The following is a 25,723-nucleotide window of genomic DNA, read 5'->3' on the forward strand; positions in this document are numbered from 1 at the left end:
CTTGGAAACTTGGGGCTTTTTTAACTTACTAATTGACTATGAAACAATTGTTTTTTGTATTTGCATTTTTCTCTATCTACTTTTCTTTTTCACAAAATTTGCATAAAGAATTCTTAGATAAAACTATAGTTGAATTAAAAAAAGAAAGTAAAATCGATTCAAAAGATTTTAGAGCATATGATTTACTAGAAAGTTTTTATAATGAGGTTCTTCAATCAGATAATGTTGAATTAACTGAAGAAACTTCGAAAAAAATCGAAACTTATATAGTAAAGGATAAAATTCCAAACAATCATTTATTGGTATTATTTTTAATGTATCAAGAACATATCACACAGGCATTACATAATAATGAAAGAATAAATTCAGAATATCAAATAGCTTGTGTCAATCTCTTAGAAAATGAGATTAATGCAATTTATTCAAAAATTCCAGCTTTAATTTATATTTATAAATTTGAAGCTTTAAGCGCAAATGATAATGAGTCTGAATCTAAAAGAATCCTTTTTGAAGGACTCAAGAAATATCCTAATTCAATTCCATTAAAAGTTTATTTTTATCTATCATCAAGTGATAATAGTCTAAAAAAGGATTTAATTGAAAACCATAAGAACCATTGGATGATTAAACAATTCGATATTAAATAATTTAAAATCTTATGAATAAAAAAATACTTCTATTAGGTTCTGGTGAACTTGGAAAAGAATTTGTAATTGCCGCACAACGAATCGGACAAACCGTAATTGCTGTAGATAGTTACGAAAACGCACCAGCAATGCAAGTTGCTCACGGTTTTGAGGTAATCAATATGCTTGATGGCTGCGAATTAGACAGAATTATAGCCAAGCACCAACCTGATTTTATTGTACCTGAAATAGAAGCCATTCGTACTGAGCGCTTTTATGACTATGAAAAACAAGGAATTACTGTAGTGCCATCAGCAAAGGCAGCTAATTTTACAATGAACAGAAAAGCCATTCGAGACTTAGCAGCGAAAGAATTAGGTTTAAAAACGGCTAATTATCGATATGCTACTTCTTTCGAAGAATTACAAAAATCAGTTACCGAAGTAGGAATGCCTTGTGTCGTTAAACCATTAATGAGTTCATCTGGAAAAGGTCAATCTACAATAAAATCAAATGAAGACATTGAAAAAGCTTGGAACTATGCAGTTGAAGGTTCACGTGGCGATATTGTAGAAGTAATTGTAGAAGCATTTGTAAATTTTCATTCGGAAATAACGCTTTTAACGGTAACTCAAAATAATAATTTGCCCACTCTTTTTTGTGCACCAATTGGTCACCGACAAGAACGAGGTGATTACCAGGAAAGTTGGCAACCAGCCCAAGTTTCAGAAGCAGATATTTTGGAAGCACAAGAAATGGCAAAAAAAGTAACTGAAGCTTTAGGTGGTGCAGGACTTTTTGGAGTAGAATTTTTCTTAACTAATGAGGGAGTATATTTCTCAGAATTATCTCCAAGACCTCACGATACAGGTATGGTAACATTAGCCAATACGCAAAATTTTAACGAATTTGAATTGCATTTACGTGCTATTTTAAGTTTACCAATTTTCGAAATTACACAAGAAAGAGCAGGAGCAAGCGCAGTAATTTTAGCTTCAGGAGATTCTAATAATCCCACTTTTTCTGGAATTGAAAACGTAGCGTTTCAACCTAAAACAGATTTCAGACTTTTTGGAAAACCAACGTCTCGACCTTACAGAAGAATGGGCGTGGTGTTAAATTATGATAAATTGGATACACCAGTGGAAGAAATTGTTGATAGAGCAAAAAAAATAGCTACTTTAGTAACAGTAAACATTTAAGAAAATGAAAAAAATAATACTACTTGTTTTTGGTTGCTTGTTCTTAGCTTCGTGCGGGCCAAAGCGTATGGGTTGTGGTCCCAGAAGATGTGAAGTAAAATCACCAAAACCGCTTAATTCAGATATAAACAAAATACAAGTTTCATAAATGAAGAAAAAGATTGAAATTTTAGCACCAGCTAAAGATTTAATACAAGGAATAGCTGCTATCAATTCAGGGGCAGATGCCGTTTACATTGGCGCGCCTTTGTATGGTGCCCGATCCAATGCTACCAATTCTATTGAAGACATTGCCGAATTGGTTAAATACGCACACTTATTTAATGCACAAGTTTTTGTGGTTATTAATACCATTTTGTACGATAATGAATTAGAATCTTGTCGTCAAATGATTTGGAAATTGTACCATATACATGTCGATGCCTTGATTATTCAAGATATGGCAATTATGGAAATGGAATTACCGCCGATTGTACTTCACGCCAGTACACAAGCCAATAATCGGGATGCAGATAAAATTAAATTCTTAGCCGATGCCGGAATCAAGCGTGTCGTTTTAGCTAGAGAATTAAATTTAAGTCAAATTAAAGAAATCAGCGAAGCGTCTGATGTAGAATTAGAGTTTTTTGTAACAGGTGCTTTATGTGTTTCGTTTAGCGGAAATTGCTACATGAGTGTGGCAAACGGTGAACGTTCAGCAAATAGAGGTTCTTGTGCGCAAAATTGCCGTTTACCTTATAATTTAATTGATGGAAATGGCGATACATTAATAAAAAACAGTCATTTACTTTCTATAAAAGATTTTGATGTTTCCAATCAAATTCCAAATTTAGTTGAAGCAGGAATTTCGTCTTTTAAAATTGAAGGGCGTTTGAAAGATATTGTATATGTAAAAAACAATGTTTCCTATTTACGACAAAAATTAGATGCTTTCTTAGCTGAAAATCCCGAAAAATATACCAAAGCTTCGTCTGGAAAATGTACTTTTCTATTCGATTCTTCTTTAGATAGAAGTTTTAATCGTGGCTATACCGATTATTTCGTAAATGAAAGACATCAGGCGATTGGTTCTTGGGAAAGTCCAAAATCAAAAGGACAATATATTGGGAAATTAATCAAAACGGTTGGAAATTCCTACGAAATTGAAAACGGAGCGTTACTAAATAATGGAGACGGATTGTGTTTTATTAATTCTGATAATGAAGCAGAAGGAATTTACGTAAATCGTGCCGAAAATGGTTTTGTATATCCAAATGTATTAAAAGAAATTGCTGAAGGGACGTTCATTTACAGAAATAACGACGCCGCTTTCATTAAAATCGTAGAAAGAGAAGATAGTGCGATAAGAAAAATAAGCACGACTTTAGTACTTAAAGAAAACGAATTAGGTTTTGAATTAATTGCTACCGATGAGGATGGTAATGTAAGTATTTCTAAATTGGTTCACCAAAAAGAAATTACAAAAAATAACGAATCCATTGCAGAAAATTTCAAAGTTAATTTGGCAAAAACTGGTTTCACACCCTATAATGCCGATGAAATTACGATTGAATTTTCTCAAAATTGGTTTTTACCAATATCGAAAATAAACGAAATGCGAAGAACCGTTTTCGAACAATTATCGGAAATTCGTTTAAATAATTATGTTCGAAAAGAGCATCAAATGGTAAAAACATCACATTCTTATCCGGAAACAAAATTGGATTTTATGTACAATGTTTCTAATAAAACGGCTCGAAAATTTTACGAACGTCACGGAGTAACTGAAATTGAAAAAGCATTCGAATTACAATGGGATCCGGGAAAATCTCGTGTTATGACTACCAAATATTGTATTAAATACGAGTTAGAACGCTGCCCAAAATACCATCCAGAACATCGAGATAAAAAAGTAAAAGAACCTTTGGTTTTAAAACAAGGCGAATTAGAATACAAACTAAAATTCAATTGTAAACCTTGCGAAATGGAAATTTGGGAAAAAGATGCCGAATTTGAAATTGAAGAGGAAGATTAATTTAATACCGTAACTATGAAAAAATTACTATTGTTTTTATTGATATGTAACAGCACAATTATTTTTGCACAAGAAAAAAATGAAACTTCGAAAATTCAAATTGTAGAAGCATCCTGTGGCCAATGTCAATTTGGAATGGAAGAAAAAGGTTGCGATTTAGCTGTAAGAATTGAAGGTAAATCTTATTTTGTAAAAGGAACTTCAATTGATTCTCATGGCGATGCCCACGACAAAGATGGATTTTGTACCTGCATAAGAAAGGCAGAAGTTGTTGGAGAAATAAAAGATAATTTATTTATTGTAACGTATTTTAAATTAATGCCCATACAGCTACCTAAATTATAGAAAAATCTATGGAAAATACAGTTTTACATAAAGCAAACACAAGAGGTCACGCCAATCACGGTTGGTTAAATGCCTACCATAGTTTCAGTTTTGCAAACTGGTACAATCCTGAAAGGGTACAATTTGGAGTGTTGCGCGTTTTAAATGACGACACAGTTGCAGCAGGAATGGGTTTTGGCACGCATCCACACGATAATATGGAGATTATCACCATTCCATTGGAAGGCGATTTGGCACATAAAGATAGTATGGGAAATGAATCTATTATCAAAACGGGCGATGTCCAAGTTATGAGTGCTGGAACTGGAATTCAACATAGTGAGTTCAACCCGAATGCTGATTTACAAACAAAATTATTTCAAATTTGGTTATTCCCAAAAACGAGAAACGTAACACCTCGTTACCAACAAATTACATTAGATGTTGCCAAACAAAAAAATAATTTTGCTCAAATTTTATCGCCAAACGAAGAGGATGAAGGCGTATGGATTCATCAAGATGCCTGGTTTCATTTAGCGGATTTTGAAAAAGATTTTTCTAAAACATACGAAATAAAAAAAGCTGGAAATGGCTTGTATGTGTTTGTGATTTCAGGTACAATTACGGTTAATGGTCAAGAATTAGAAACCCGAGATGGTTTTGGAATTTGGAATTTTAAAAAATTGGAATTTACAGCCACAATTGATGCGAAGTTTTTATTAATGGAAATTCCAATGGAATAATATGAAACAACCACCCAAATGGAAATTCGCAATAGTGGTATGGTTAGCAATCTATCCTACAATAACTTTAGTTAGCTATATAATTGGAGATGCAATAAAAAGTTGGCCTTTACCATTAAAAACTTTACTAATGACTGGAATTTTAGTTCCGTTAATGGTTTTTATTTTACTTCCTTTCTTGAGAAAACTTTTAGGAAATTGGCTTCATAGATAAAAGATAAAAAAAGGGAAATTTCAATTTAGAAACTTCCCTTTTTTAATTTTACTTTTTCAAATTTAAATTTTCAAATTGTGAAACATCAATAATTTCTTCAGTATCTAAATCAAATGAAATTTTTACCTTATCACCAACAACAGTTAATGGTAATTGATTTGATATTTGTGAAGAACCAACAAAAATATTTGGATAATCTTTTACTGTAAAATAATAAAAACTATTTCCGTTTTTCACATCGTTTTGAATTCTAATAATAGTTGATTCTATAACTTTTTTAGCCGATTTACTATCTAAATTTATTTTATTTCCAGATGAATTAAATGCCGTTTTGTATGCTGTTAATGCTTCTCGCATAGTGTTTCCAGTACCAACAATCGTATAATCTGAAATAGAAACCATAGCATACATTTTTACTAATCCGCCATTATCTTTTAACGTCATTACATAAGTCGGAATGTTGTTAATGTTATACGGAATAGGCAACGAAGCCACAAATCCTTTTTCTTGTACTTTTCCTTGTGCTGAACTTTGAGCTGCAATTTCTGTAGCGCCACTTTGTTTGTAAAATGTAGTATGTTTAGTTCGAGTGTCAACTAAAACAAATCCTACAGCAGATTCGTCTTTTCCCACCGAAGTAATTCCCGTATACCAATATGATTTATTATCTTTTCCATACACTAAAGTTAAATCTTCCGTAATTTGGAGCTTGTTTTCATTAGAAAAATTCCAATACCCTTTTACATATTCGCCCCAATCGTTTAATTGATCTTTAATAAATGAAATCGGTTGAATTCTATCTACCCAAGTCGGAGTGTTTTTAATGCCGTATTCTTTAATATCTCCGTTTTGAGCATTTACCACAACAACGCCTGTGGCATCATTTCCAGAAAAGCCCACTTGTTTTTTGTATTTAGTAACCACCCAAAAAGGCATTCCTGTATCGTCGATTTCGAAAGAAAAATCAGTTAAACCAACTGTATTATATCCGTTAAAATATAAATAGCGATGTAAATTGCTTTGAAAATAAGCCTCTTGTTGGTATTTTAAAAAAATGGGTTTTCCATTTACTTCTTGTACTAATTTTACATCTCTTTCATTCGTAGCAGAAACCATAACATATCCTGTTGTTCCTTTTTTGTTATTCAACCATTTAAAAAATCCTGAATGTTCTAATGGGGCAATCCAATATAATTTTCCGTTTACTTTTTGAATAAAAAATTCACCTAATTGCGCTTGACTTCCCAATGCTGGTTGACTTCCCAATATTTTTTCACCTAATAAATACGCTAAAGATTCATCTACAACTCGAATTTCATTCATAGAAATTGGAGCAATATGATTGGTTAATTTATCGCCATTTGTTACTTTTCCAATCAAGTTTCTATACTCTTCATTTCTAAAAACAGGGTGCGAAGTAAAAAAAGGCAATACAAATGAGTATATAATTGCAATACCAATTAATAAAGCTGGAATCTTCCAAAAAACCTGAACTGGTTTGTAACTTTTTCCATCTGAACTAATTGTGAATTTAGAAAAAGTAAAAAATAATAAGGCTGCGATTATTATAAATAAAACAGTTATTCCTGAAAAACCATAACTTATTACAGGAAGTGTTACATAAAAAAAGAAAAGCGTTACTAGTAGCACTAGTACTATTGGAAGAATTTTTTTCATTTTAATTTAATTTAGATGTTGTAAATATTAGTCATTAATTTGATAAGATTGTTACAAAATAAGTATTTTTGTTTTTTTTAAACACATAGGCACATAGATTTTAAATCGATTGGTTTCTAAATCAATAAATAAATCTTAGCTATGTGTTCTTGTATACCATTTAAAATTAAACTATAAACTATGTGTCTATGTGTTTTACGTAGCACAATAAACTTGAAACAAATAAATATGAAAGCTTACATTTTTCCTGGTCAAGGAGCGCAATTTACTGGTATGGGTAAAGATTTATATGAAACATCAGCTTTAGCAAAAGAATTATTTGAAAAAGCGAACGATATTTTAGGTTTCCGAATTACAGATATTATGTTTGAAGGAACTGCGGAAGAGTTAAAAGAAACCAAGGTGACACAACCAGCGGTTTTTTTACATTCGGTAATTTTAGCAAAAACCTTAGATAATTTTAAACCAGAAATGGTTGCGGGTCATTCATTAGGTGAATTTTCTGCGTTAGTTGCCAATGGTGCTTTATCTTTTGAAGACGCACTTTTATTAGTTTCTAAAAGAGCTTTGGCGATGCAAAAAGCTTGTGAAATTACACCGTCGACTATGGCGGCTGTATTAAATTTAGAAGATAAAATTGTTGAAGACATTTGTGCTTCTATTGATGGCGTTGTAGTAGCGGCAAATTATAATTGTCCAGGGCAATTGGTAATTTCAGGCGAATATAAAGCAGTAGAAGTAGCTTGCGAAAAAATGAAAGAAGCTGGAGCCAAACGCGCTTTAATTTTACCTGTTGGAGGTGCTTTTCATTCACCAATGATGGAGCCAGCAAGTGAAGAATTAGCGGCAGCGATTAAAGCGACACATTTTTCAACGCCTATTTGTCCGGTGTATCAAAATGTAACAGCGAGCGCGGTTTCTGATCCTAATGAAATTAAGAAAAATTTAATTATTCAATTAACAGCACCCGTAAAATGGACACAATCTGTAAATCAAATGATTGCTGATGGGGCTTCAAGTTTTACAGAAGTTGGACCGGGAAAAGTATTGGTTGGATTGGTAAATAAAATTGATAGAGAAGTAGAAACTATTTCGGCTTAATTATATTAAAATCAAAATTACAATCCTCATAAAGAAATTTATGAGGATTTTTTATCTTTGAATATCAAGAAAAAACGTATGATAAAAATAATTGAAATATTCAGTTCAATTGAAGCGGCAAAAGTAATCGCTCCCAATATTGATTATAAGGATTACATACCTTTAGACTTATCTGTTTCGAACCTTGAATTACACAATCATAAATTAGAAACCGCAAGTGACTACGAAATTTTTATTCAAAAATATTTAAATAAAAATAAAGGGGAAATTGCATTTGGCGGCTATATTGAAATAAGAAACTTATATAAAAGGAGTGCTGTTTTTAAAAATGAAATCACGGATGAACGTAACATTCACATTGGATTGGATTTATGGATTAATGAAGCGGCAACGATTCATGCTGCTTTAGCTGGAAAAATTCATAGCTTTCAAAACAATACAGCTTTGGGAGATTATGGTCCAACAATAATTTTAGAGCACGAAATACAAGGTTTTGTTTTCCATACTCTTTATGGTCATTTAAGTGAAGCTAGTTTGATTGGTAAAAAAGTGGGCGAAGTAGTAAATATAGGAGAACAAATTGCTACTTTAGGATTGCCACCCATTAATGGCGATTATGCACCACATTTGCATTTTCAAATCATCATAGATATGGAAGAAAAAACTGGAGATTACCCTGGTGTTTGTTCTGAAAAAAAGCTTGAATTTTATAAGAATAACTGTCCTAATCCAAATTTATTGTTAAAAATAATTTAACTTCTTATCTTTAATTCCCATTTCCACGCACTCGCTAAAGCTTCTTCTAAAGACGATTGCGCTTTCCAACCTAAAACGGCGTTTGCCTTGTCTGTATTAGCATAAGCTTCTGTAATATCGCCTTCTCGTCTTCCTACAATTTTATAATTTAGTTTTTGTCCAGTAACTTTTTCAAAAGATTGAATGACTTCTAAAACCGAACTTCCTTTTCCAGTTCCTAAATTAAAAGTTTCAACAGAATCTATATTTTTTTTGTTCAACAAACGCTGCATGGCAATAACATGTGCTTTTGCTAAATCGACTACATGAATGTAATCTCTAACCGCTGTTCCGTCAGATGTGGGATAATCATTTCCGTAAACGGAAAGTTCTTTTCGTAACCCCATAGCGGTTTGTGTAATAAATGGCACTAAATTTTGAGGTATACCTAAAGGTAATTCGCCAATTTCAGCCGATTGATGGGAACCAATCGGATTAAAATAACGCAATAAAATAGCATTTAATGCACTTACTTTTGAGGTGTCGGTAATAATTTCTTCACCAATTTGCTTTGTATTTCCGTAGGGCGACATAGCGGTTTGAATTGGTGCATCTTCTGTAATCGGCATTTTTTCGGCTTGACCGTAAACGGTACAAGAAGAACTAAAAATTAAATTTGCAGCCGGTAATTTAGTAAGTTCTTGCAAAACATAAATTAAGGCACTAATATTGTTTTCGTAATATAATAACGGATTTTCAACACTTTCACCCACGGCTTTACTTGCTGCAAAATGAATTACTCCAGAAATATCAGTATATGTTGCAAAGAAATTTTGAACAGCCGCTTTTTCTCGTAAATCGATAGATTCAAAAATTGGTTTTTTACCAGTAATTCGTTCGATACCATTTAAAACATCCGTAGAAGAATTTGATAAATTATCAACTACAATTACTTCATAACCTTCATTCTGCAATTCTACTACGGTATGCGATCCAATAAAACCCAATCCTCCAGTAACTACTATTTTCATATTTTTTAGCTTATGGCTAACAGCTAATAGCTAACAGCTAAACTACTGAAAGCATAAACTGAAAACTAATTTAAACGTATTCTAAAACCGTGTCGGTAATAAATTTAATTTGTTCATCGTCTAATTCCGTGTGCATAGGTAACGCAATAACTTCTTTACATAACTGATTGGTTACTGGAAAATCTTCTTCTTTATAACGAGTATCTGCATACGCTTTCTGACTATGTAATGGAATTGGATAATAAATAGCACAAGGAATACCTTTTTCTTGTAAATGCGCTAATAATCCATCGCGTTTTCCATTGGTAATTCGTATTACATATTGATGAAATACGTGACAATCGCAACTTTCGCAAATAGTTGGTGCTACGATATTTTTATTTATACCTAATGCAAGTGAATATTTTCTTGCGGCATCTTGACGTGCACTGTTATACTTGTCTAAATGCGGTAACTTTGCTTTTAAAACGCCTGCTTGAATACTATCTAATCGAGAATTTACACCAACCACATCGTGATGATATCTTTCATACATTCCGTGATTTACAATTCCTCTAATAATGTGTGCTAAATTGTCATCGTTGGTATAAATCGCACCACCATCGCCGTAACAACCTAAGTTTTTAGATGGAAAAAAAGAAGTGGCAGCTACGTGTCCAATGGTTCCTACTTTCTTTTTAGAGCCGTCGTTAGAAGTATAATCTGCTCCAATTGCTTGTGCATTATCTTCAATTACATATAAATTATGTGCGTTGGCAATTTCCATAATCGCATCCATATTCGCAGCACGACCAAATAAGTGTACAGGAACAATGGCTTTTGTTTTTGGAGTAATGGCTTTACGAATACCTTCTAATGAAATATTCATATTATTCATATCTACATCCACCAAAACTGGTGTCAATTGCAATAAAGCGATAACTTCAACCGTTGCCGCAAAAGTAAAATCAGCTGTAATTACTTCATCACCAGGTTGTAAACCCAATCCCATCATCGCAATTTGCAAGGCATCGGTTCCGTTTGCACAAGGAATTACGTGTTTTGCGCCTAAATATTTTTCTAAATCAGCCTGAAATTGGTGAACTAAAGGACCATTTATATAAGTATTTGTATCTAAAACCTCTTGAATAGACGCATTTACTTCGTCTTTTATTTTTTCATATTGACTTTTTAAGTCAACCATTTGTAATTTTTTCATAATTGAATTTTTCAGGTCACTAAATTACGAATTATCATTTGAAGTTTGCTTTTTTCTTTCAAAAATATATAGAATTAAACAAGAAAGCAAAGAACTAAAAAAAGATCTAAATAGAATTTTTGAAATTGATTCGTTTTCAAACAAAAAATAACTTGAAATTATAGAAAATGTTGTTAATCCAACAAAGAAAAATAAAAGTTTTTTGTAAAATGGTTTCATAAAGTCATAATTAAATTAAACATTTGTATTTTTGATGTGTAAATATAAAATATGTACCAAATATATAATTTAATTATTCTTTTTGCCAAACTAATTTTAAAACTTTTGGCGCTTTTTAGTCCGAAATTGAACTTGTTTGTAGAAGGAAGAAAATCAGTTTTTGAAACTTTTAAAAATAATATTCAAGAATTTGATAAAACGATTTGGTTTCACGCAGCCTCTCTGGGAGAATACGAACAAGGTTTGCCAGTTATTGAAAAAGTCAAACAAAAGTATCCAAATCATAAAATAATAATTACATTTTTTTCCCCTTCAGGTTATGAAGTTCGAAAAAACAATACCGTTGCAGATGTCACGGTTTATTTGCCTTTGGATACGATTTCTAATGCCAAACAATTTTTAAAAGTAGTGCATCCGGAAATGGTGTTTTTTATTAAGTACGAATTTTGGCCTAATTATCTTAAGGAACTTAAAAATCAAAATATTAAAACTTATTTAATTTCAGGAATTTTTCGCGAAAAGCAACTCTTTTTTAAATGGTATGGCGGATTTTATAGAAAGGCACTGAAAACATTTACTTATTTTTTTGTACAGAATGAAAACTCAAAAAAATTATTACAGTCTATAGGTTTTGAAAACGTTAAAATTTCTGGAGATACCCGTTTTGATAGGGTAGTGGCGATTTTAGAAAAAGACAATACGTTAGATTTTATCGAACAATTTAAAAACAATCAAACTACAATTGTTATTGGAAGTAGCTGGTCAAAAGATGAAGAATTATTAATTCAATATATTGAATCGGCACCTCAAAACGTAAAATTTATTATTGCACCACATAATATAAATCATAATCAAATTTTAAATCTCAAATCTAAAATTTCAAAGAAAACACTATTATTTTCTGAAAAAGAGGAGATGCTGAAACAAGTTCAGCAAGACAAATTAGCAGATTTTCAAGTTTTTATTATTGATACAATCGGAATTTTAACTAAGATTTATTCTTATGCAGATATTGCCTACGTTGGTGGTGGTTTTGGAAATCCGGGTGTGCATAACCTTTTAGAACCGGCTACTTTTGGAATTCCAATTGTGATTGGGCCAAATTATTCGCATTTTGCAGAAGCGATAGCTTTAGTTGGTTTAAATGGTTGTATTTCTATAAAAAATCAATCAGAATTAAATGATGCGTTCAACTTGTTACTACAAAACGAGGAAGAACGATTAGAAAAAGGACACATTTGTAGTACTTTTGTGCAAATGAATAAAGGTGCGACGGATAGAATATTAAAAGCAGTATTCTAAAAATGATAACATTTCAAAATTTACAAAAAAGTCAAATTGATTCCATCGTTTCTATGATGCAAGATTTTTATGCAATAGACAATTATCCAATGGATGTTGACAAATCTAAACAACTTTTTGAAATGTTTCTTTCACAACCCAATTTGGGGAAAGCGTGGTTAATATTTGATGATGAGGAAATCGTTGGTTATGTTATTCTAACATTTATTTTTAGCTTTGAATACAAAGGAATATTAGCTTTTTTAGACGAATTATACATAAAAAGCGACCATCAAGGTAAAGGATTTGGCAAGCAAGCTGTTAAGTTTGTGCAACACGAAAGTTTCCAATTAAATGTTAAAATGCTTTATTTAGAAGTAGAAACACATAATGAAAACGCACAAAATTTGTATATTGCAAACGATTTCGAAGTGCATAATCGCAAAATATTAAAATACAAATTGAAAAATTAATTAATTATGATTTTTGAAAATGAAAATATTAAAGAAAAATTAATTGCATTATGTGTAAAACATAACGTAAAATTATTATTTGCTTTTGGTTCGGTTTTAAGAGACGATTTTAATAATTCAAAAAGTGATGTTGATTTAATTGTAGATATTGACTTTGAAAACCCTGTGGAAAAAGGGGAGCATTTAATGCAATTATGGTCGGAATTGGAATTGTTGTTTCATAAAAAAGTTGATTTATTATCTTCAAATTCTATTAAAAACCCAATATTGAAATCAGAAATTGAAAAATCAAAGAAATTAATTTATGCAGCATAATTCCAATAAATATTTATATGATATTTTAAATGCCATTGAGTTAATTGATCAGTTTTTACAGAATTGTATTGATTTTACTGATTATGTAAATGATTTAAAAACCAAAAGTGCTGTTGAAAGACAATTGGCAATTGTTGGCGAAGCAGCTAATAAATACGACAAAAATAAATTGGAAAAGCAACCAACTTTAATTTTTTCAAAAGAAATTATTAATTTTAGAAACAGATTAGTTCACGCTTATGATTCCATTGATGATTCCATTGTTTGGGCAATTAAAACAAATCATCTTCCTCAATTAAAAAAAGAAATAACAAATATAATTCACTAAATTTATGAAACTTATAAAACTATTTTTACTATTATTTATTGTTCAAACTCAAGCCCAACAAGGTGGTATGTGGATTCCATCTTTGTTACAAGGTATGAATGAGAACGAAATGAAAGCTTTAGGTTCTAAACTTACAGCGGAACAAATTTATTCTATAAATACATCATCTTTAAAAGATGCCGTTCCTCAATTTGATGGTGGTTGTACAGCTGAAATGATTTCTTCTAAAGGCTTGTTATTAACCAATCATCATTGTGGATATGATAATATACAAAATCATTCTACAGTGGAACACGATTATTTAGCCAACGGATTTTGGGCTTATAAAATGGAAGAAGAACTTCCAAATCCTGGAGTGGTAGTTACTTTTATTGTGAAAATTGATGATGTAACCACAAAAGTATTTGAAGGGGTAGCAGCTTTAACTTCAGAATTAGAAAAGCAGAAGAAAATTCAAGAAAATATTGCAGCATTGAACAAATCGTATGTAAGAGAAGCTTGGCAAGATGTTTTAGTACGCTCTTTTTATGATGGCAATCAATATTTATTATTCGTTACAGAAAATTTTAAAGACATTCGGTTAGTAGGTGCACCGCCTAGTTCTATTGGGAAATTTGGTTCGGATACTGACAATTGGGTTTGGCCTCGTCATACTGGAGATTTTTCTTTGTTCAGAGTTTATGCGGATAAAAATAATCGTCCAGCAGCGTATTCAAAAGACAATGTGCCTTACACGCCTAAACACTTTTTTCCGGTTTCTGCAAAAGGAATCCAAGAAAACGATTTTACAATGGTAATGGGTTATCCGGGAAGAACTACAGAATATTTACCTTCTTATGCTGTCGAGCAAATGGTAAACGATTTAAACCCAGCTCGAATTGAAGTGCGTGATGCGGCTTTAAAAGTTCAAGATGGTTTTATGAGAAAAGACCAAGCAATTAAAATTCAATATGCTTCAAAATATGCCGGAGTAGCCAATTATTGGAAAAAATGGATAGGTGAGCGCAAAGGTTTAATTAAAGCCAATGCAGTTGGTGCAAAGCAAGTTTTTGAAAAAGACTTAACTGATAAAATTATCAAAGCTGGAAAACAAGCAGAATATGGAAATTTATTATCTGATTTTGCAACAAATTACGCTGCTATTAAAGAGTATGCTATTGCAAGAGATTATTATACCGAAGTAGTTTTAAGAAATACCGAAATTTTATCTTTTGGATACCGTTTGTTTCAATTAGAGCAAGTGTATAATTCAAAAGGTGAACAAGCATTTAATGATAGAAAAAAGAATTTAATTGAAGCATTTGAGCCTTTATACAAAGATTTTAATGCACAAGTTGATGAAAAAGTATTCGAAAAATTAATAGCTATTTATAGTAAAAAATCGCCGCAACAGTTTTTACCTGAAAGTGTAAAAGGAATTGATGCGACTCAATTAGCAACTGAAATTTTTAAGTTGTCTAAGTTAACGTCTTATATTGGTTTAAAAGAACTATTGTCTGGAGATGCCAAAACGGTTATAGAACGATTAAATCAAGATAAAGGTTTTGCTTTTGTAAAAACCCTTGCAGACACATATAATAAAAATGTGGCGCAAAAATATGACGAAATTAACTTGAAAAATATGGCTACGCAACGCACTTATATGAAAGCCATTTTAGAGTTAAGTCCAAAATCGGCGAGAATTTTCCCTGATGCTAATTCTACTTTGCGTGTAACCTACGGAAAAGTAAAAGGTTACAAGCCAAGCGACGCGGTTGTGTATTCTCCGTTTACGTATTTAGATGGAGTGATGGAAAAATATGTTCCTGGAGATTATGAATTTGACGTACCACAAAAATTAATCGATTTGTATACTGCAAAAGAGTTTGGTAAATATGGTGATAATGGTAAAATGCCCGTGGCTTTTATTGCTACAAACCACACTACAGGAGGAAATTCTGGAAGTCCAGCTTTAGATGCTAATGGAAACCTAATTGGATTGAATTTTGACAGAGTTTGGGAAGGTACGATGAGTGATGTGTATTATTCTCCAGAAATTTGTAGAAATATTATGGTAGATACTCGATATATTCTATTTATTATAGATAAATATGCTGGAGCTAAAAATTTAATTGAAGAAATGAAAATTATTTATAATCAACCGAATACATTGAAAAATAAAGGAAAATAGACTATTGCATCTAGTTGTAACACCCGATTTTATAAAAGAATTGAAAAATATTTTAAAAAAAGTTAAAAAAAGTATTTGTCATTTAATTTTTTTTATATCTTTGCTTCATAAATAATTAACCTTTATAACAAAATTAAGATGAAAAAAGTTGTTTTAAGTTTAGCATTCGTTGCTGCCGTATTAGTTTCTTGTAACAAAAAAGCTGATGAAACTCCAGCTGCTGACTCAACTGCTGTAGATACTACTGCTGTTGTAGCTGATACTACTGCTGTTGTTGCTGACACTGCTGCTGTGAAAACAGATAGCGCTGCTACAAAAACTGAAGAAGTTAAAGAAGAAGTTAAAAAATAATATTTGACCTTCTTTTCGAAAAGAGATCAATCCCGACTTAGTCGGGATTTTTTTTGCTCAAAAGTGAACGAATTTAATTGAGTTGCTTGATAAATTAAAATACTTGCGCGTATACTTGTAATGCTGAAAGCTTCTTTTTACTACTAACACGTGAATTAGATTGCGTGAGACCCTTTCAGGCTAACAAACGTTGTGAAAAGTTGATGGGATGAAATGCTTCGCAAATCTCGGTGTTTCTTTGTGAATCTCTGCGAAACAAGTATCAGTTAGCCGAAAACATCTTCTGCTGGAGGAAAAATTTCATGCGACATTGAAAAATCTAAATATTCGGCTTTTGCACCATATTTTAAAATTTCATTGATACCTTTTTCTAACATTAATTGGGTAGAATACTTTCTGCTAACAGCGACTTCTTTATCGTTTAAAATAATTTTAAAGTAAAATTTCCCTGCCGGCGAACGAAATCGCATAAAAAACAATTGTTCTATGGATTTTTTTAGTACTTCAATTTCCTCTTCACATTCAAATCGTAATTCAAAAGCATTGCTAATAAAAATGGTTTTTCCTCTACGAGAAGTTAATTCGTATTTGTAATGTCCGCTAGGTTTTTTGCTTATTACAAAGGTTGCCATTTTATATAAGATATAATAATAGTTTAATATTATTTTAAACAAAAAAAGCTCCAAACATAGTTTGAAGCTTTTAGTACTCAAGGCGGGACTTGAACCCGCACGGGCATTACTACCCACTGGATTTTAAGTCCAGCGTGTCTACCAATTCCACCACTCAAGCATGCCTGCTTTTTGAATTTTTTTTGCTAATTTTTAGAAAAAAATTATTAAAGTTATTCTCAAGCATTTTATTGTGTAAACACAACAATTGGTATTTTTATACTATTGAGCGAAAAACGGGGCTCGAACCCGCGACCTCGACCTTGGCAAGGTCGCGCTCTACCAGCTGAGCTATTTTCGCAATTTTTAAGGAACGTGTGCATTTCTTTCGTAATGCGAGTGCAAATATAATATATATTTTTATTCTCACAAGTAGTTTTACTAAAAATATCTAATCTTTTTTTTAATGATTTGAAAGTGAAAAAGTTATATTAATTTTATTTTTTCGTTAACATTCTTTTTATTTCATTCAATTTCATTAATGCTTCAACAGGCGTTAACGTATTGATATCAATATTCATAATTTCCTCTTTAAGTTCTTCTAATAAAGGATCATCTAAATTGAAAAAACTCAATTGCAATTCCTCTTTTTCGGCTCTTATTCCGTTTAAAACCTCTCCGGAATGGTCTTTTTCTAATTTTTTTAATATTTTTTGTGCTTTCTGAATTACCGTTTGTGGCATTCCTGCCATTTTTGCTACGTGAATACCAAAACTATGTTCGCTTCCTCCTTTTACTAATTTTCTAATAAATAAGACGGTATCTTTTAATTCTTTTACAGAAACATTAAAATTTTGGACACGCGTAAAAATCGCTTCCATTTCATTTAATTCGTGATAATGAGTAGCGAAAAGCGTTTTTGACTTACTTGGGTGTTCGTGTAAATATTCGGCAATAGCCCAAGCGATTGAAATACCGTCATATGTTGAGGTTCCTCTTCCAATCTCGTCTAATAACACCAAACTTCTTTCGGAAATATTGTTCAAAATAGAAGCGGTTTCATTCATTTCTACCATAAAAGTAGATTCTCCCATCGAAATGTTATCGCTTGCGCCCACACGTGTAAAAATCTTATCTACAACACCCATTCTTACTTGTGCTGCAGGAACAAAACTTCCCATTTGTGCCAGTAATACAATCAAAGCAGTTTGTCTTAAAATTGCCGATTTTCCAGACATATTTGGTCCGGTTATCATAATTAATTGCTGGGTGTCTCTATCTAAAAAAACATCGTTTGATATATAAGGCGTTCCTACCGGAAGTTGTTTTTCAATTACTGGATGACGTCCTTCTTTAATTTCTAAATCAAATGATTCATCTATTTCAGGTTGCACATATTTATTCTCAACTGCCATTTGTGCAAAACTTTGTAAACAATCTATTTGAGCGATTAATGCGGCATTTAACTGAACGGGTTTGATATATGTTGCCATCCAATTGACCAATTGTTCGTACAGCATGCTTTCTAGTTGCGAAATTTTATCTTCTGCTCCTAAAATTTTCGATTCATATTCTTTTAATTCTTCTGTAATATATCGTTCTGCATTAACTAAAGTTTGCTTTCTAATCCATTCTGAAGGCACTTTATCTTTATGTGTATTTCGTACTTCAATATAATATCCGAAAACAGAATTAAACGAGATTTTTAAAGATGGAATTCCTGTAGTCTCGCTTTCGCGTTTTTCCAACGCTTCTAAAAAGCCTTTTCCTGTTGAAGAAATGGTTCGTAATTCATCTAATTCTGTGTTTACTCCAACTGCAATTGCATTTCCTTTGTTAATGGCTACTGGCGCATCAGGATTTAAAGTTGTTCCTATTTTTTCTCGTAACAATTCGCAAGAATGCAAACTATCGCCAATGGTTTTTAATGCTTCATTTTTGGATTGTAAAGCCAACGTTTTAATCGGAATAATAGCCTCTAACGAATCTTTTAAGTGAATGACTTCTCTTGGGGAAACTTTTCCAGTAGCTACTTTTGAAATTAAACGTTCTAAATCGGAAATTTGTTTTATCTGATGTTGAATTTGGTGTAATTCTTCTGAATTTTCTTTTAAATACGCTACCACTTCGTGTCGGCCTTTAATTTTATTGATGTCTTTCAACGGCAATGCCAACCAACGTTTCAGCAAACGCGAACCCATTGGCGAAAGCGTTTTATCAATCACATCAATTAAAGTTACTGCATTAGGATTGTAACTAAGATATAATTCTAAATTACGAATTGTGAATTTGTCCATCCAAACATAAGCGTCTTCTGCAATTCGTTGAATGTTTGTAATATGTTGAATTTTATTGTGTTGCGTTTCTGATAGATAATATAAAATCGCACCTGAAGAAATCACGGCTTCATTGAAATCATCTATACCAAAACCTTTTAATGAATTCGTTTGAAAATGTTTGGTTAAGCTTTCAAAAGCAAAATCTTCTTTATAAATCCAATCTTCTAAGTAAAACACGTGAAAATCTTCGCCAAAATGCTGTTTGAAATCTGCCTTTTGTTGTTTTGAAACTAAGACTTCACTTGGTCTGAAATTTTGAAGCAACTTGTCAATGTATTCTTCGTTTCCTTCAGCGGTTAAAAATTCACCTGTTGAAACATCTAAAAAAGTAATTCCATTGGTTTTTTTACCTAAAAATACAGCCGCTAAAAAATTATTAGATTTCGATTGTAAAATATCATCGTTAAATGAAACTCCAGGAGTAACTAATTCGGTAACGCCTCGTTTTACAATAGTTTTTGTCATTTTCGGATCTTCCAATTGATCACAAATGGCAACTCGTAGTCCCGCTTTGACTAATTTTGGTAAATACGTATTAATAGAATGATGCGGAAATCCGGCTAAAGCGGTTTCACTTTCACTTCCATTTCCACGTTTGGTCAAAGTTATCCCTAAAATTCTAGAAGCTCGAATGGCGTCATCACCGAATGTTTCATAAAAATCGCCCACGCGAAACAACAAACACGCATCAGGGTATTTTGCCTTAATGGTATTGTATTGCTGCATTAATGGAGATACTTTTGGAGTAGAATCTTTTATTTCGGATGCTGATTTCTTAGCCACAACGTAAAATTTAGTGAAGGCGAAGTTAGTAAATTCAAAATTCAATAGCAATTAGAATCTCAAAATTTAATTTTAAGTTGAAAAGTTTGGAATACAGATCTAAAAAATTAGATAAATTTTAGAAATTTCTCCAATCTGCGTTGAAAAACAAGTATGTCAAAAATCCGTTTCACCTTTTAAATCTGTATAGCTTTTTCAAAATTGGCAAATTGACATATTGAAAAACTGAACATTATTATTACTTTTGTAAGATGAGAAAATTAGTCAACGCCGAATTAAATCGAATAAGTAAAGAAGCATTTGCGGAAGCAAAAAAAACACCATTAATTATTGTGTTAGACGATATTAGAAGTCTGCATAATATTGGTTCTGTTTTTAGAACTTCCGATGCATTTTTGATTGAAAAAATCTATTTATGTGGTATTACGGCTGTTCCACCAAATAAGGAAATTCATAAAACGGCTTTGGGCGCAACAGATACAGTAACTTGGGAATATGCGAAAGAGGTTTTAGAAGTTGTAGCGAAATTAAAATCGGAAAACATCAAAATTTATGCTATAGAACAAACCGAAAATGCAATTATGTTAGATGATTTTCAACCAGAACAGGAAACAAAATATGCATTAATTTTTGGCAATGAAGTCAAAGGTGTTTCTCAAGAAGCTATTAATACTTCTGATGGGGTTATAGAAATTCCACAATTGGGAAGCAAACACTCTTTGAATATTTCAGTAAGTGCTGGAATTGTAATTTGGGATTTATTTCAAAAAATGTTAAAAAACTAATAATTTTTACCTTCTTATAGTACCTTTGAAAGATGAATAAAATTATTACAACATTTATTTCGGTTTTTTTAATTTCTAATGCAATTGCTCAAAATGTAGCCCCTGTGTTACAAGCAACTGGAAATCAAATATATTGCCCTCAAACTTCTTTGCCAATTGTCACTAATATGTCGATTACAGATCCTGACGATGTTGGAATTGCGGCTATGTACATTCAAATTTCGTCTGGCTATGTTTTTGGACAAGATGTGCTAACTTTAACCGGAATTCATCCTACGATAACTTCTTCTTGGAATGCAACAGAAGGAAAATTAACCTTAAGTGGTGTAAGTGGCAATCCTACTTATTTGCAATTTATAACCGCTATTGAATCGGTTGTCTTTACAAATTCAGCAGTTAGTCCAAGCGGACAACGTATTTTTTCTATTACAGTCGGGCAAGCAAATTATTTAGAATCTACAGATCATTACTATCAATATATTCCTAATACTGGGATTAGTTGGACAAATGCTAAAAATGCAGCTGCTGCATCAACTTATTATGGTTTACAAGGTTATTTGGCTACAATTACTACTGTTGAAGAAGTTCAAATATCTGGTGTTCAGGTTACTGGAGCCGGATGGATTGGTGGTTCAGACGAAGTGAATGAAGGTGTTTGGAAATGGGTTACAGGTCCAGAATTAGGAACAACCTTTTGGAATGGCGGTATAAATGGGAGTTCTCCAAATTTTGCTTTTTGGAACACAAATGAACCTAACAACCAAGGTGATGAAGATTATGCTCATGTTACTGCACCAGTTGTAGGACAACCTGGATCTTGGAATGATATGACTAATTTTGGTGCATCCAGTGGGGATTACCAACCAAAAGGCTATATTGTAGAATATGGAGGGATGCCTGGCGATCCTGTTTTACAAATTTCCACAACTACTAGTATTACTATCCCGATTATTACTAATACAGCAAATGCTACAAGATGCGGAAGTGGTTCAGTATCCCTACAAGCCACATCAAATATTGCAAGTGTTGGTGCTATTAATTGGTACACTACTCCAACTGGAGGGACCCCGATTTTTATAGGAAATTCATTCAATACCCCTGTTTTAAATGCGACTACTGATTATTATGTAGATGCTTTTCCTGTAGGGTGTGCTTTAGGAAATAGAGTGCAAGTCACAGCTACAATTAAGCCCGTGCCAGTAATTGGTTTTACAACTCCAAATCCTGTTTGTCAAAACACAAATACCATCTTGCAGGCAAGTACTACCATAGGTGTTATTAATTGGTATGATTCCAATACAAGTTCGACGCCAATATTTACAGGAACTACTTTTCCGACACCTAACTTAAGCACATCTACAACTTATTATATTGAAGCCATTAGCAATGGTTGTCTATCTAATAGATTAGCAATTCCAGTTCAGGTTGTTACAGCTCCAACTGTTGTTGACGAAACGATCATTTTTTGTGAGAACACCACTGTTACGCTCCAATCTGGAATTTCAGGGGGTACTTATTTATGGTCTACAGGAGCAACCACTCAAAATTGCGCAGTTGGTTTTGCAGAAACGTATTCTGTAGTAATAACAACACCACTAAATTGCAATTTAACGAAGAATTTTACCGTTATTGAAAATACAGCACCAGAAATTATTTTTATAAAAGTAGAAGGATTAACTGCCGAAATAAGTATAACAGGAACAGGAATTTATGAATATTCTTTAGATAATATCCATTTTCAAAGTTCTCCAATTTTCAATTTTATTGTAGGCGGAGTTTATACTTGTTATGTCAAAGAAATAGGAACAAATTGTGGTTACGATTATGAAGATTTTGTGGTGATTGATTATCCAACGTTTTTTACACCAAATGCGGATGGATTTAACGATTATTGGAAAATAAACGGGATGAACCTATTTCCAGATGCAAGAATCGCAATTTTCGATAGATATGGACAACTAATTACGGTTTTAACTACTAAAAATCCCCATTGGGATGGAAGATTAAATGGTGAAAGTGTTCCTTCTTCAGATTATTGGTTTGTGGCTAATTTGGGGAATACTACCTCAGAAGTAAAAGGTCATTTTTCACTAAAAAGATAAATTTTAGTGTATTTTATTCTGAATTTCATTTAAAATATAAATGTAATCTTCTTGGTTTTTTACGAAATCTAATTCAGAAATATCTATAATTAAAGTATTTATATCGGTTTGCGATTTTATATATTCTAAATATCCTTGGTTTATATTTTCTAAGTAATTAGAAGAAATATCTTGTTCATAGTTTCTACCACGCTTTTTTATATTGGCTAATAAACGGTCGGTATTTTGGTATAAATAAACATATAAATCAGGCTTTGGCATTTCTCTATACATAATATCAAACATGGTTTTGTATAAACGAAATTCATCTTCCTGTAAAGTAACTTTTGCAAATATCTGCGATTTAAAAATATGATAATCGGCAACTATAAAATCTTTAAACAAATCAAATTGTGCCAAATCATCTGACAATTGTTGGTATCTGTCTGCTAAAAACGACATTTCTAAAGGGAAGGCATATCGGTTTTGATCTTTATAAAATTTTGGTAAAAACGGATTGTCGGCAAATCGTTCTAAAATCTGTCTTGCATTACAATCTTCCGCTATTTTTGTGGCCAATGTAGTTTTTCCTGCGCCAATATTTCCTTCAATAGCAATATAATTTAGTTGTTTTAATCCTAAATTAGGTGTTGGATTTTGTAAATTTCCAATTTCTTTAATTTCAGAAGTGTCATCACAAGAAATAAGCATTTCAGAAATGGTTTTATTTAGCTTTGGATGTTTCCATTTTGGGGCAATATCATTCATAGGAAACAATACAAATTTTCTATTTTGTAACTGAATATGTGGAATCTTTAAATTTTCAGTTTCAATAACTTCATCGTTAAAGGAAATAATATCAATGTCTATATTTCTTGACTCGTACTGGTCTGTTTTTGTTCTGATTCGGCCTAGTTTTTTTTCTAATTTAATAATCTTACTTAATATTTTCTGCGCTGATTTTTGAGAATGAATCGTAATCGCACAATTATAGAATACATCACCTTCAAATCCCCAAGCGGGAGTTTCGTATACTTTTGAAACTTCAACAACTGTAGCAATTGTATTGTGTATAGTCATAATACAGGTCTTCAAATTTTCTAATTTGTGCCCCATATTAGTCCCTAGAGAAAGTAGTATTGTATTTTGTGACTTCATATTTTGTAAAAACAGATTTGGCTTTTACCAGTGTTTTTTTATTTCAACAAATTAACAAACAATTTTACATTTTTATTCTACAAAAGATAAATATTTTTAATTATGATTTTTTTAAAATTGCTGTAACATTTTGACATAAATTGCTACATATGTTTAAATAATATAATTTAATTATGAGTTTTTTAAAGAATGTATTAGCAACAATTGTAGGATTATTTTTGTTTGTTTTATTAAGTTTTTTCTTTCTAATAGGGCTTGGCGCTTTAGTTAGCAGTGGAGATGAAGAAGTTAAAGTAAAAGATAATTCGGTAATTCAGTTAGATTTATCGAAAATTGATTTTGATTATGCGGGTAAATATGATTCGGATAGTCCATTTAGTAGTTTGTTTTTAGATAAAGACAAAGTGGGTTTCATCGAAGTCTTAAATGCTATTGATGCCGCAAAAACGGATGATAAAATTAAAGGGATAACTATTGTAAATAACGAGTCAAATTTAGGATTGGCTCAAAGTAAAGAGCTTAGAGATAAACTAGAAGATTTTAAAAAATCAAAGAAGTTTGTAATGGCTTATGCAACTGTTTTATCTCAAAAAGAATATTATATTAGTTCTGTAGCAGATGCTATTTATTTAAATCCTGCTGGTGAAATGGATTTTAAAGGGTTAGGAACAGAAATGTTATTTTATAAAAATTTCCAAGACCAAACGGGTTTAAAAATGGAAATTATTCGTCACGGAAAATTCAAAAGTGCTGTAGAACCTTTTTTAGCGCAAGAAATTAGTAAAGAAAATAGAGAACAAGTAACCGTTTTACTTCAATCTGTATGGGACAATATAGTTTCTGAAATTGCTAAAAATAGAAATGTTTCAGTAATGCAACTGAATGCAATTGCTACTGATTTATTAGCAAGAACTCCAGAAATGGCGTTGGAACAAAAATTAATTGATAAAGTGGCATATGAAGATGAGTTTAACGATGCTTTAAAATCTAAATTGAAAGTAGCGAAAGACGAAGAAATTGAGTCGGTTTCCATTACAGATTATGTGGCAACTACTTCTTTAAAATCAGAAGATTATACAAAAGATGATATTATTGCTGTAATTTATGCTCAAGGCGAAATTAATGGGGGAGAAGGCGATGTAGATTATATTGGTGAATTGTCTATCAACCGTTCTTTAAAAGAAGCAAGAGAAGATGATGATGTAAAAGCAGTAGTGCTTCGTGTAGATAGTCCAGGCGGAAGCGCTTTGGTTTCCGATTTAATTTGGAGAGAAATTGAATTGACTAAAAAAGTAAAACCTGTTGTGGTTTCTATGGGTAATTTGGCGGCTTCTGGCGGCTATTACATAGCTTGTAATGCCAATACTATTTTTGCTGAACCCACAACAATTACGGGTTCTATTGGTGTGTTTGGAATGTTGCCAAATGCACACGGTTTCGCTACAAAATATGGCGTAAATGCAGAACAAGTACAAACGCATAAAAATGCAGTTGGGTATAGTATTTTCGAACCTATTTCGGAAGAATACAAAACGATAGCATTAGAAGGTGTAGACCGTGTATATAAAACATTTGTAAATCGTGTGGCTGTGGGAAGAAAAATGACATTTAATCAAGTAGATGCCATTGCACAAGGTAGAGTTTGGACGGGTACTGACGCTATAAAAAACGGATTAGTAGATAAGTTAGGAAATTTAGACGCCGCCATAGCTCACGCGGCTACTTTAGGAAAAACAAAAAGTTACAGAACAGAAAATTATCCTGAATATAACAAAGATTTTGATGAATTTATAGAAGGATTTGCGGGTGCAAGTATCTATAAATCTAAAGAAACTCTTTTGAAAGAAGAATTAGGGGAAGAAAATTATAATTTACTTAAAAAATCAAAAGTAATGCAGAACAGAAAAGGGGTACAAGCTATTATGCCTTTCCAATTGAATTTATAGTCTTTACATTCTAATTTT

At 32.0% G+C, this 25,723-nt stretch carries 23 protein-coding genes and 2 tRNA genes; 17 read left to right on the forward strand and 8 right to left on the reverse strand.

Annotated features, from left to right (window positions below; translation table 11 throughout):
* Positions 1–38: 38 nt before the first annotated feature.
* The 6 genes from ABWP78_RS02015 to ABWP78_RS02040 all read left to right on the forward strand — a co-directional run bounded on the left by ABWP78_RS02015 (position 39) and on the right by ABWP78_RS02040 (position 5,123).
* Complete coding sequence (locus ABWP78_RS02015) at positions 39–647, forward strand: hypothetical protein (RefSeq protein WP_353168446.1); 609 nt, start codon at positions 39–41, stop codon at positions 645–647.
* Between the two features lie 11 nt (positions 648–658).
* Positions 659–1,828 carry a formate-dependent phosphoribosylglycinamide formyltransferase gene (gene purT, locus ABWP78_RS02020; RefSeq protein ID WP_353168449.1) on the forward strand — a complete coding sequence of 390 codons (1,170 nt, stop codon included), beginning with the start codon at positions 659–661 and terminating at the stop codon, positions 1,826–1,828.
* Positions 1,829–1,976: 148 nt separating this feature from the next.
* Complete coding sequence (locus tag ABWP78_RS02025) at positions 1,977–3,842, forward strand: peptidase U32 family protein (RefSeq protein ID WP_353168452.1); 1,866 nt, start codon at positions 1,977–1,979, stop codon at positions 3,840–3,842.
* Between the two features lie 15 nt (positions 3,843–3,857).
* Positions 3,858–4,187, forward strand: coding sequence for a DUF6370 family protein (locus ABWP78_RS02030; protein ID WP_353168454.1), 330 nt, complete (start codon positions 3,858–3,860; stop codon positions 4,185–4,187).
* An 8-nt stretch (positions 4,188–4,195) separates the two neighbouring features.
* Positions 4,196–4,909 (forward strand): pirin family protein, encoded by a 714-nt coding sequence (locus tag ABWP78_RS02035; protein WP_353168456.1) that lies wholly within the window; start codon positions 4,196–4,198, stop codon positions 4,907–4,909.
* A gap of 1 nt (position 4,910) precedes the next feature.
* Positions 4,911–5,123, forward strand: coding sequence for a putative antibiotic biosynthesis monooxygenase (locus tag ABWP78_RS02040; protein WP_353168459.1), 213 nt, complete (start codon positions 4,911–4,913; stop codon positions 5,121–5,123).
* Between the two features lie 48 nt (positions 5,124–5,171).
* Here ABWP78_RS02040 and ABWP78_RS02045 read toward each other — a convergent pair whose 3' ends face one another.
* Positions 5,172–6,800 (reverse strand): hypothetical protein, encoded by a 1,629-nt coding sequence (locus ABWP78_RS02045; RefSeq protein WP_353168460.1) that lies wholly within the window; start codon positions 6,798–6,800, stop codon positions 5,172–5,174.
* Positions 6,801–7,028: 228 nt separating this feature from the next.
* Here ABWP78_RS02045 and fabD point away from each other — a divergent pair, with 228 nt between their 5' ends.
* On the forward strand, positions 7,029–7,901 hold the full coding sequence (gene fabD, locus ABWP78_RS02050) for an ACP S-malonyltransferase (RefSeq protein WP_353168462.1): 873 nt from the start codon (positions 7,029–7,031) through the stop codon (positions 7,899–7,901).
* Positions 7,902–7,979: 78 nt separating this feature from the next.
* Positions 7,980–8,657, forward strand: coding sequence for a peptidoglycan DD-metalloendopeptidase family protein (locus tag ABWP78_RS02055; protein WP_353168464.1), 678 nt, complete (start codon positions 7,980–7,982; stop codon positions 8,655–8,657).
* Here ABWP78_RS02055 and galE read toward each other — a convergent pair.
* Both galE and ABWP78_RS02065 read right to left on the reverse strand, forming a co-directional pair.
* Positions 8,654–9,667: a UDP-glucose 4-epimerase GalE gene (galE, locus tag ABWP78_RS02060; RefSeq protein ID WP_353168467.1), complete on the reverse strand. Its 1,014-nt coding sequence runs from the start codon at positions 9,665–9,667 to the stop codon at positions 8,654–8,656. The genes ABWP78_RS02055 and galE overlap by 4 nt on opposite strands.
* Before the next feature lie 70 nt (positions 9,668–9,737).
* Positions 9,738–10,865, reverse strand: a complete 1,128-nt coding sequence (locus tag ABWP78_RS02065; RefSeq protein WP_353168469.1) for a DegT/DnrJ/EryC1/StrS family aminotransferase — start codon at positions 10,863–10,865, stop codon at positions 9,738–9,740.
* A 270-nt stretch (positions 10,866–11,135) separates the two neighbouring features.
* Between ABWP78_RS02065 and ABWP78_RS02070 the strand changes: the two genes are divergently transcribed.
* The 6 genes from ABWP78_RS02070 to ABWP78_RS02095 all read left to right on the forward strand — a co-directional run bounded on the left by ABWP78_RS02070 (position 11,136) and on the right by ABWP78_RS02095 (position 16,002).
* Entirely contained in the window at positions 11,136–12,386 is a 1,251-nt protein-coding gene (locus ABWP78_RS02070; protein WP_353168471.1) for a 3-deoxy-D-manno-octulosonic acid transferase, read from the forward strand.
* 2 nt (positions 12,387–12,388) lie between these two features.
* On the forward strand, positions 12,389–12,838 hold the full coding sequence (locus tag ABWP78_RS02075) for a GNAT family N-acetyltransferase (RefSeq protein WP_353168472.1): 450 nt from the start codon (positions 12,389–12,391) through the stop codon (positions 12,836–12,838).
* A 6-nt stretch (positions 12,839–12,844) separates the two neighbouring features.
* Positions 12,845–13,153 (forward strand): nucleotidyltransferase family protein, encoded by a 309-nt coding sequence (locus ABWP78_RS02080; RefSeq protein WP_353168474.1) that lies wholly within the window; start codon positions 12,845–12,847, stop codon positions 13,151–13,153.
* Positions 13,143–13,481, forward strand: coding sequence for a HepT-like ribonuclease domain-containing protein (locus ABWP78_RS02085; RefSeq protein ID WP_353168476.1), 339 nt, complete (start codon positions 13,143–13,145; stop codon positions 13,479–13,481). The genes ABWP78_RS02080 and ABWP78_RS02085 overlap by 11 nt, the downstream gene beginning before the upstream one ends.
* Positions 13,482–13,485: 4 nt before the next feature.
* Positions 13,486–15,651, forward strand: coding sequence for a S46 family peptidase (locus tag ABWP78_RS02090; RefSeq protein WP_353168479.1), 2,166 nt, complete (start codon positions 13,486–13,488; stop codon positions 15,649–15,651).
* A 138-nt stretch (positions 15,652–15,789) separates the two neighbouring features.
* Positions 15,790–16,002, forward strand: coding sequence for a hypothetical protein (locus ABWP78_RS02095; RefSeq protein ID WP_353168481.1), 213 nt, complete (start codon positions 15,790–15,792; stop codon positions 16,000–16,002).
* Positions 16,003–16,268: 266 nt separating this feature from the next.
* On the opposite strand, the gene ABWP78_RS02100 is transcribed toward ABWP78_RS02095, so the two are convergent.
* The 4 genes from ABWP78_RS02100 to mutS form a co-directional block, all read right to left on the reverse strand.
* Positions 16,269–16,634 carry a DUF1508 domain-containing protein gene (locus tag ABWP78_RS02100; protein WP_353168482.1) on the reverse strand — a complete coding sequence of 122 codons (366 nt, stop codon included), beginning with the start codon at positions 16,632–16,634 and terminating at the stop codon, positions 16,269–16,271.
* 74 nt (positions 16,635–16,708) lie between these two features.
* Positions 16,709–16,794 (reverse strand) — tRNA-Leu (locus tag ABWP78_RS02105).
* 107 nt (positions 16,795–16,901) lie between these two features.
* Positions 16,902–16,974 (reverse strand) — tRNA-Gly (locus tag ABWP78_RS02110).
* A 136-nt stretch (positions 16,975–17,110) separates the two neighbouring features.
* Positions 17,111–19,678: a DNA mismatch repair protein MutS gene (gene mutS / locus ABWP78_RS02115; protein WP_353168556.1), complete on the reverse strand. Its 2,568-nt coding sequence runs from the start codon at positions 19,676–19,678 to the stop codon at positions 17,111–17,113.
* A 308-nt stretch (positions 19,679–19,986) separates the two neighbouring features.
* Here mutS and ABWP78_RS02120 point away from each other — a divergent pair, with 308 nt between their 5' ends.
* Entirely contained in the window at positions 19,987–20,520 is a 534-nt protein-coding gene (locus ABWP78_RS02120; protein ID WP_353168483.1) for an RNA methyltransferase, read from the forward strand.
* A 32-nt stretch (positions 20,521–20,552) separates the two neighbouring features.
* A complete protein-coding gene (locus tag ABWP78_RS02125; RefSeq protein ID WP_353168485.1) occupies positions 20,553–22,622 on the forward strand; it encodes an Ig-like domain-containing protein in 2,070 nt (689 codons plus the stop codon).
* 3 nt (positions 22,623–22,625) lie between these two features.
* Here ABWP78_RS02125 and folK read toward each other — a convergent pair whose 3' ends face one another.
* Positions 22,626–23,759 carry a 2-amino-4-hydroxy-6-hydroxymethyldihydropteridine diphosphokinase gene (folK, locus tag ABWP78_RS02130; RefSeq protein ID WP_353168487.1) on the reverse strand — a complete coding sequence of 378 codons (1,134 nt, stop codon included), beginning with the start codon at positions 23,757–23,759 and terminating at the stop codon, positions 22,626–22,628.
* 173 nt (positions 23,760–23,932) lie between these two features.
* On the opposite strand from folK, the gene sppA reads away from it, so the two are divergent.
* Positions 23,933–25,705 (forward strand): signal peptide peptidase SppA, encoded by a 1,773-nt coding sequence (gene sppA, locus ABWP78_RS02135; RefSeq protein ID WP_353168490.1) that lies wholly within the window; start codon positions 23,933–23,935, stop codon positions 25,703–25,705.
* The last annotated feature ends 18 nt before the right edge of the window (positions 25,706–25,723 follow it).

The sequence above is a fragment of the Flavobacterium sp. genome, from assembly GCF_040402955.1.
Classification (GTDB): Bacteria; Bacteroidota; Bacteroidia; order Flavobacteriales; family Flavobacteriaceae; genus Flavobacterium.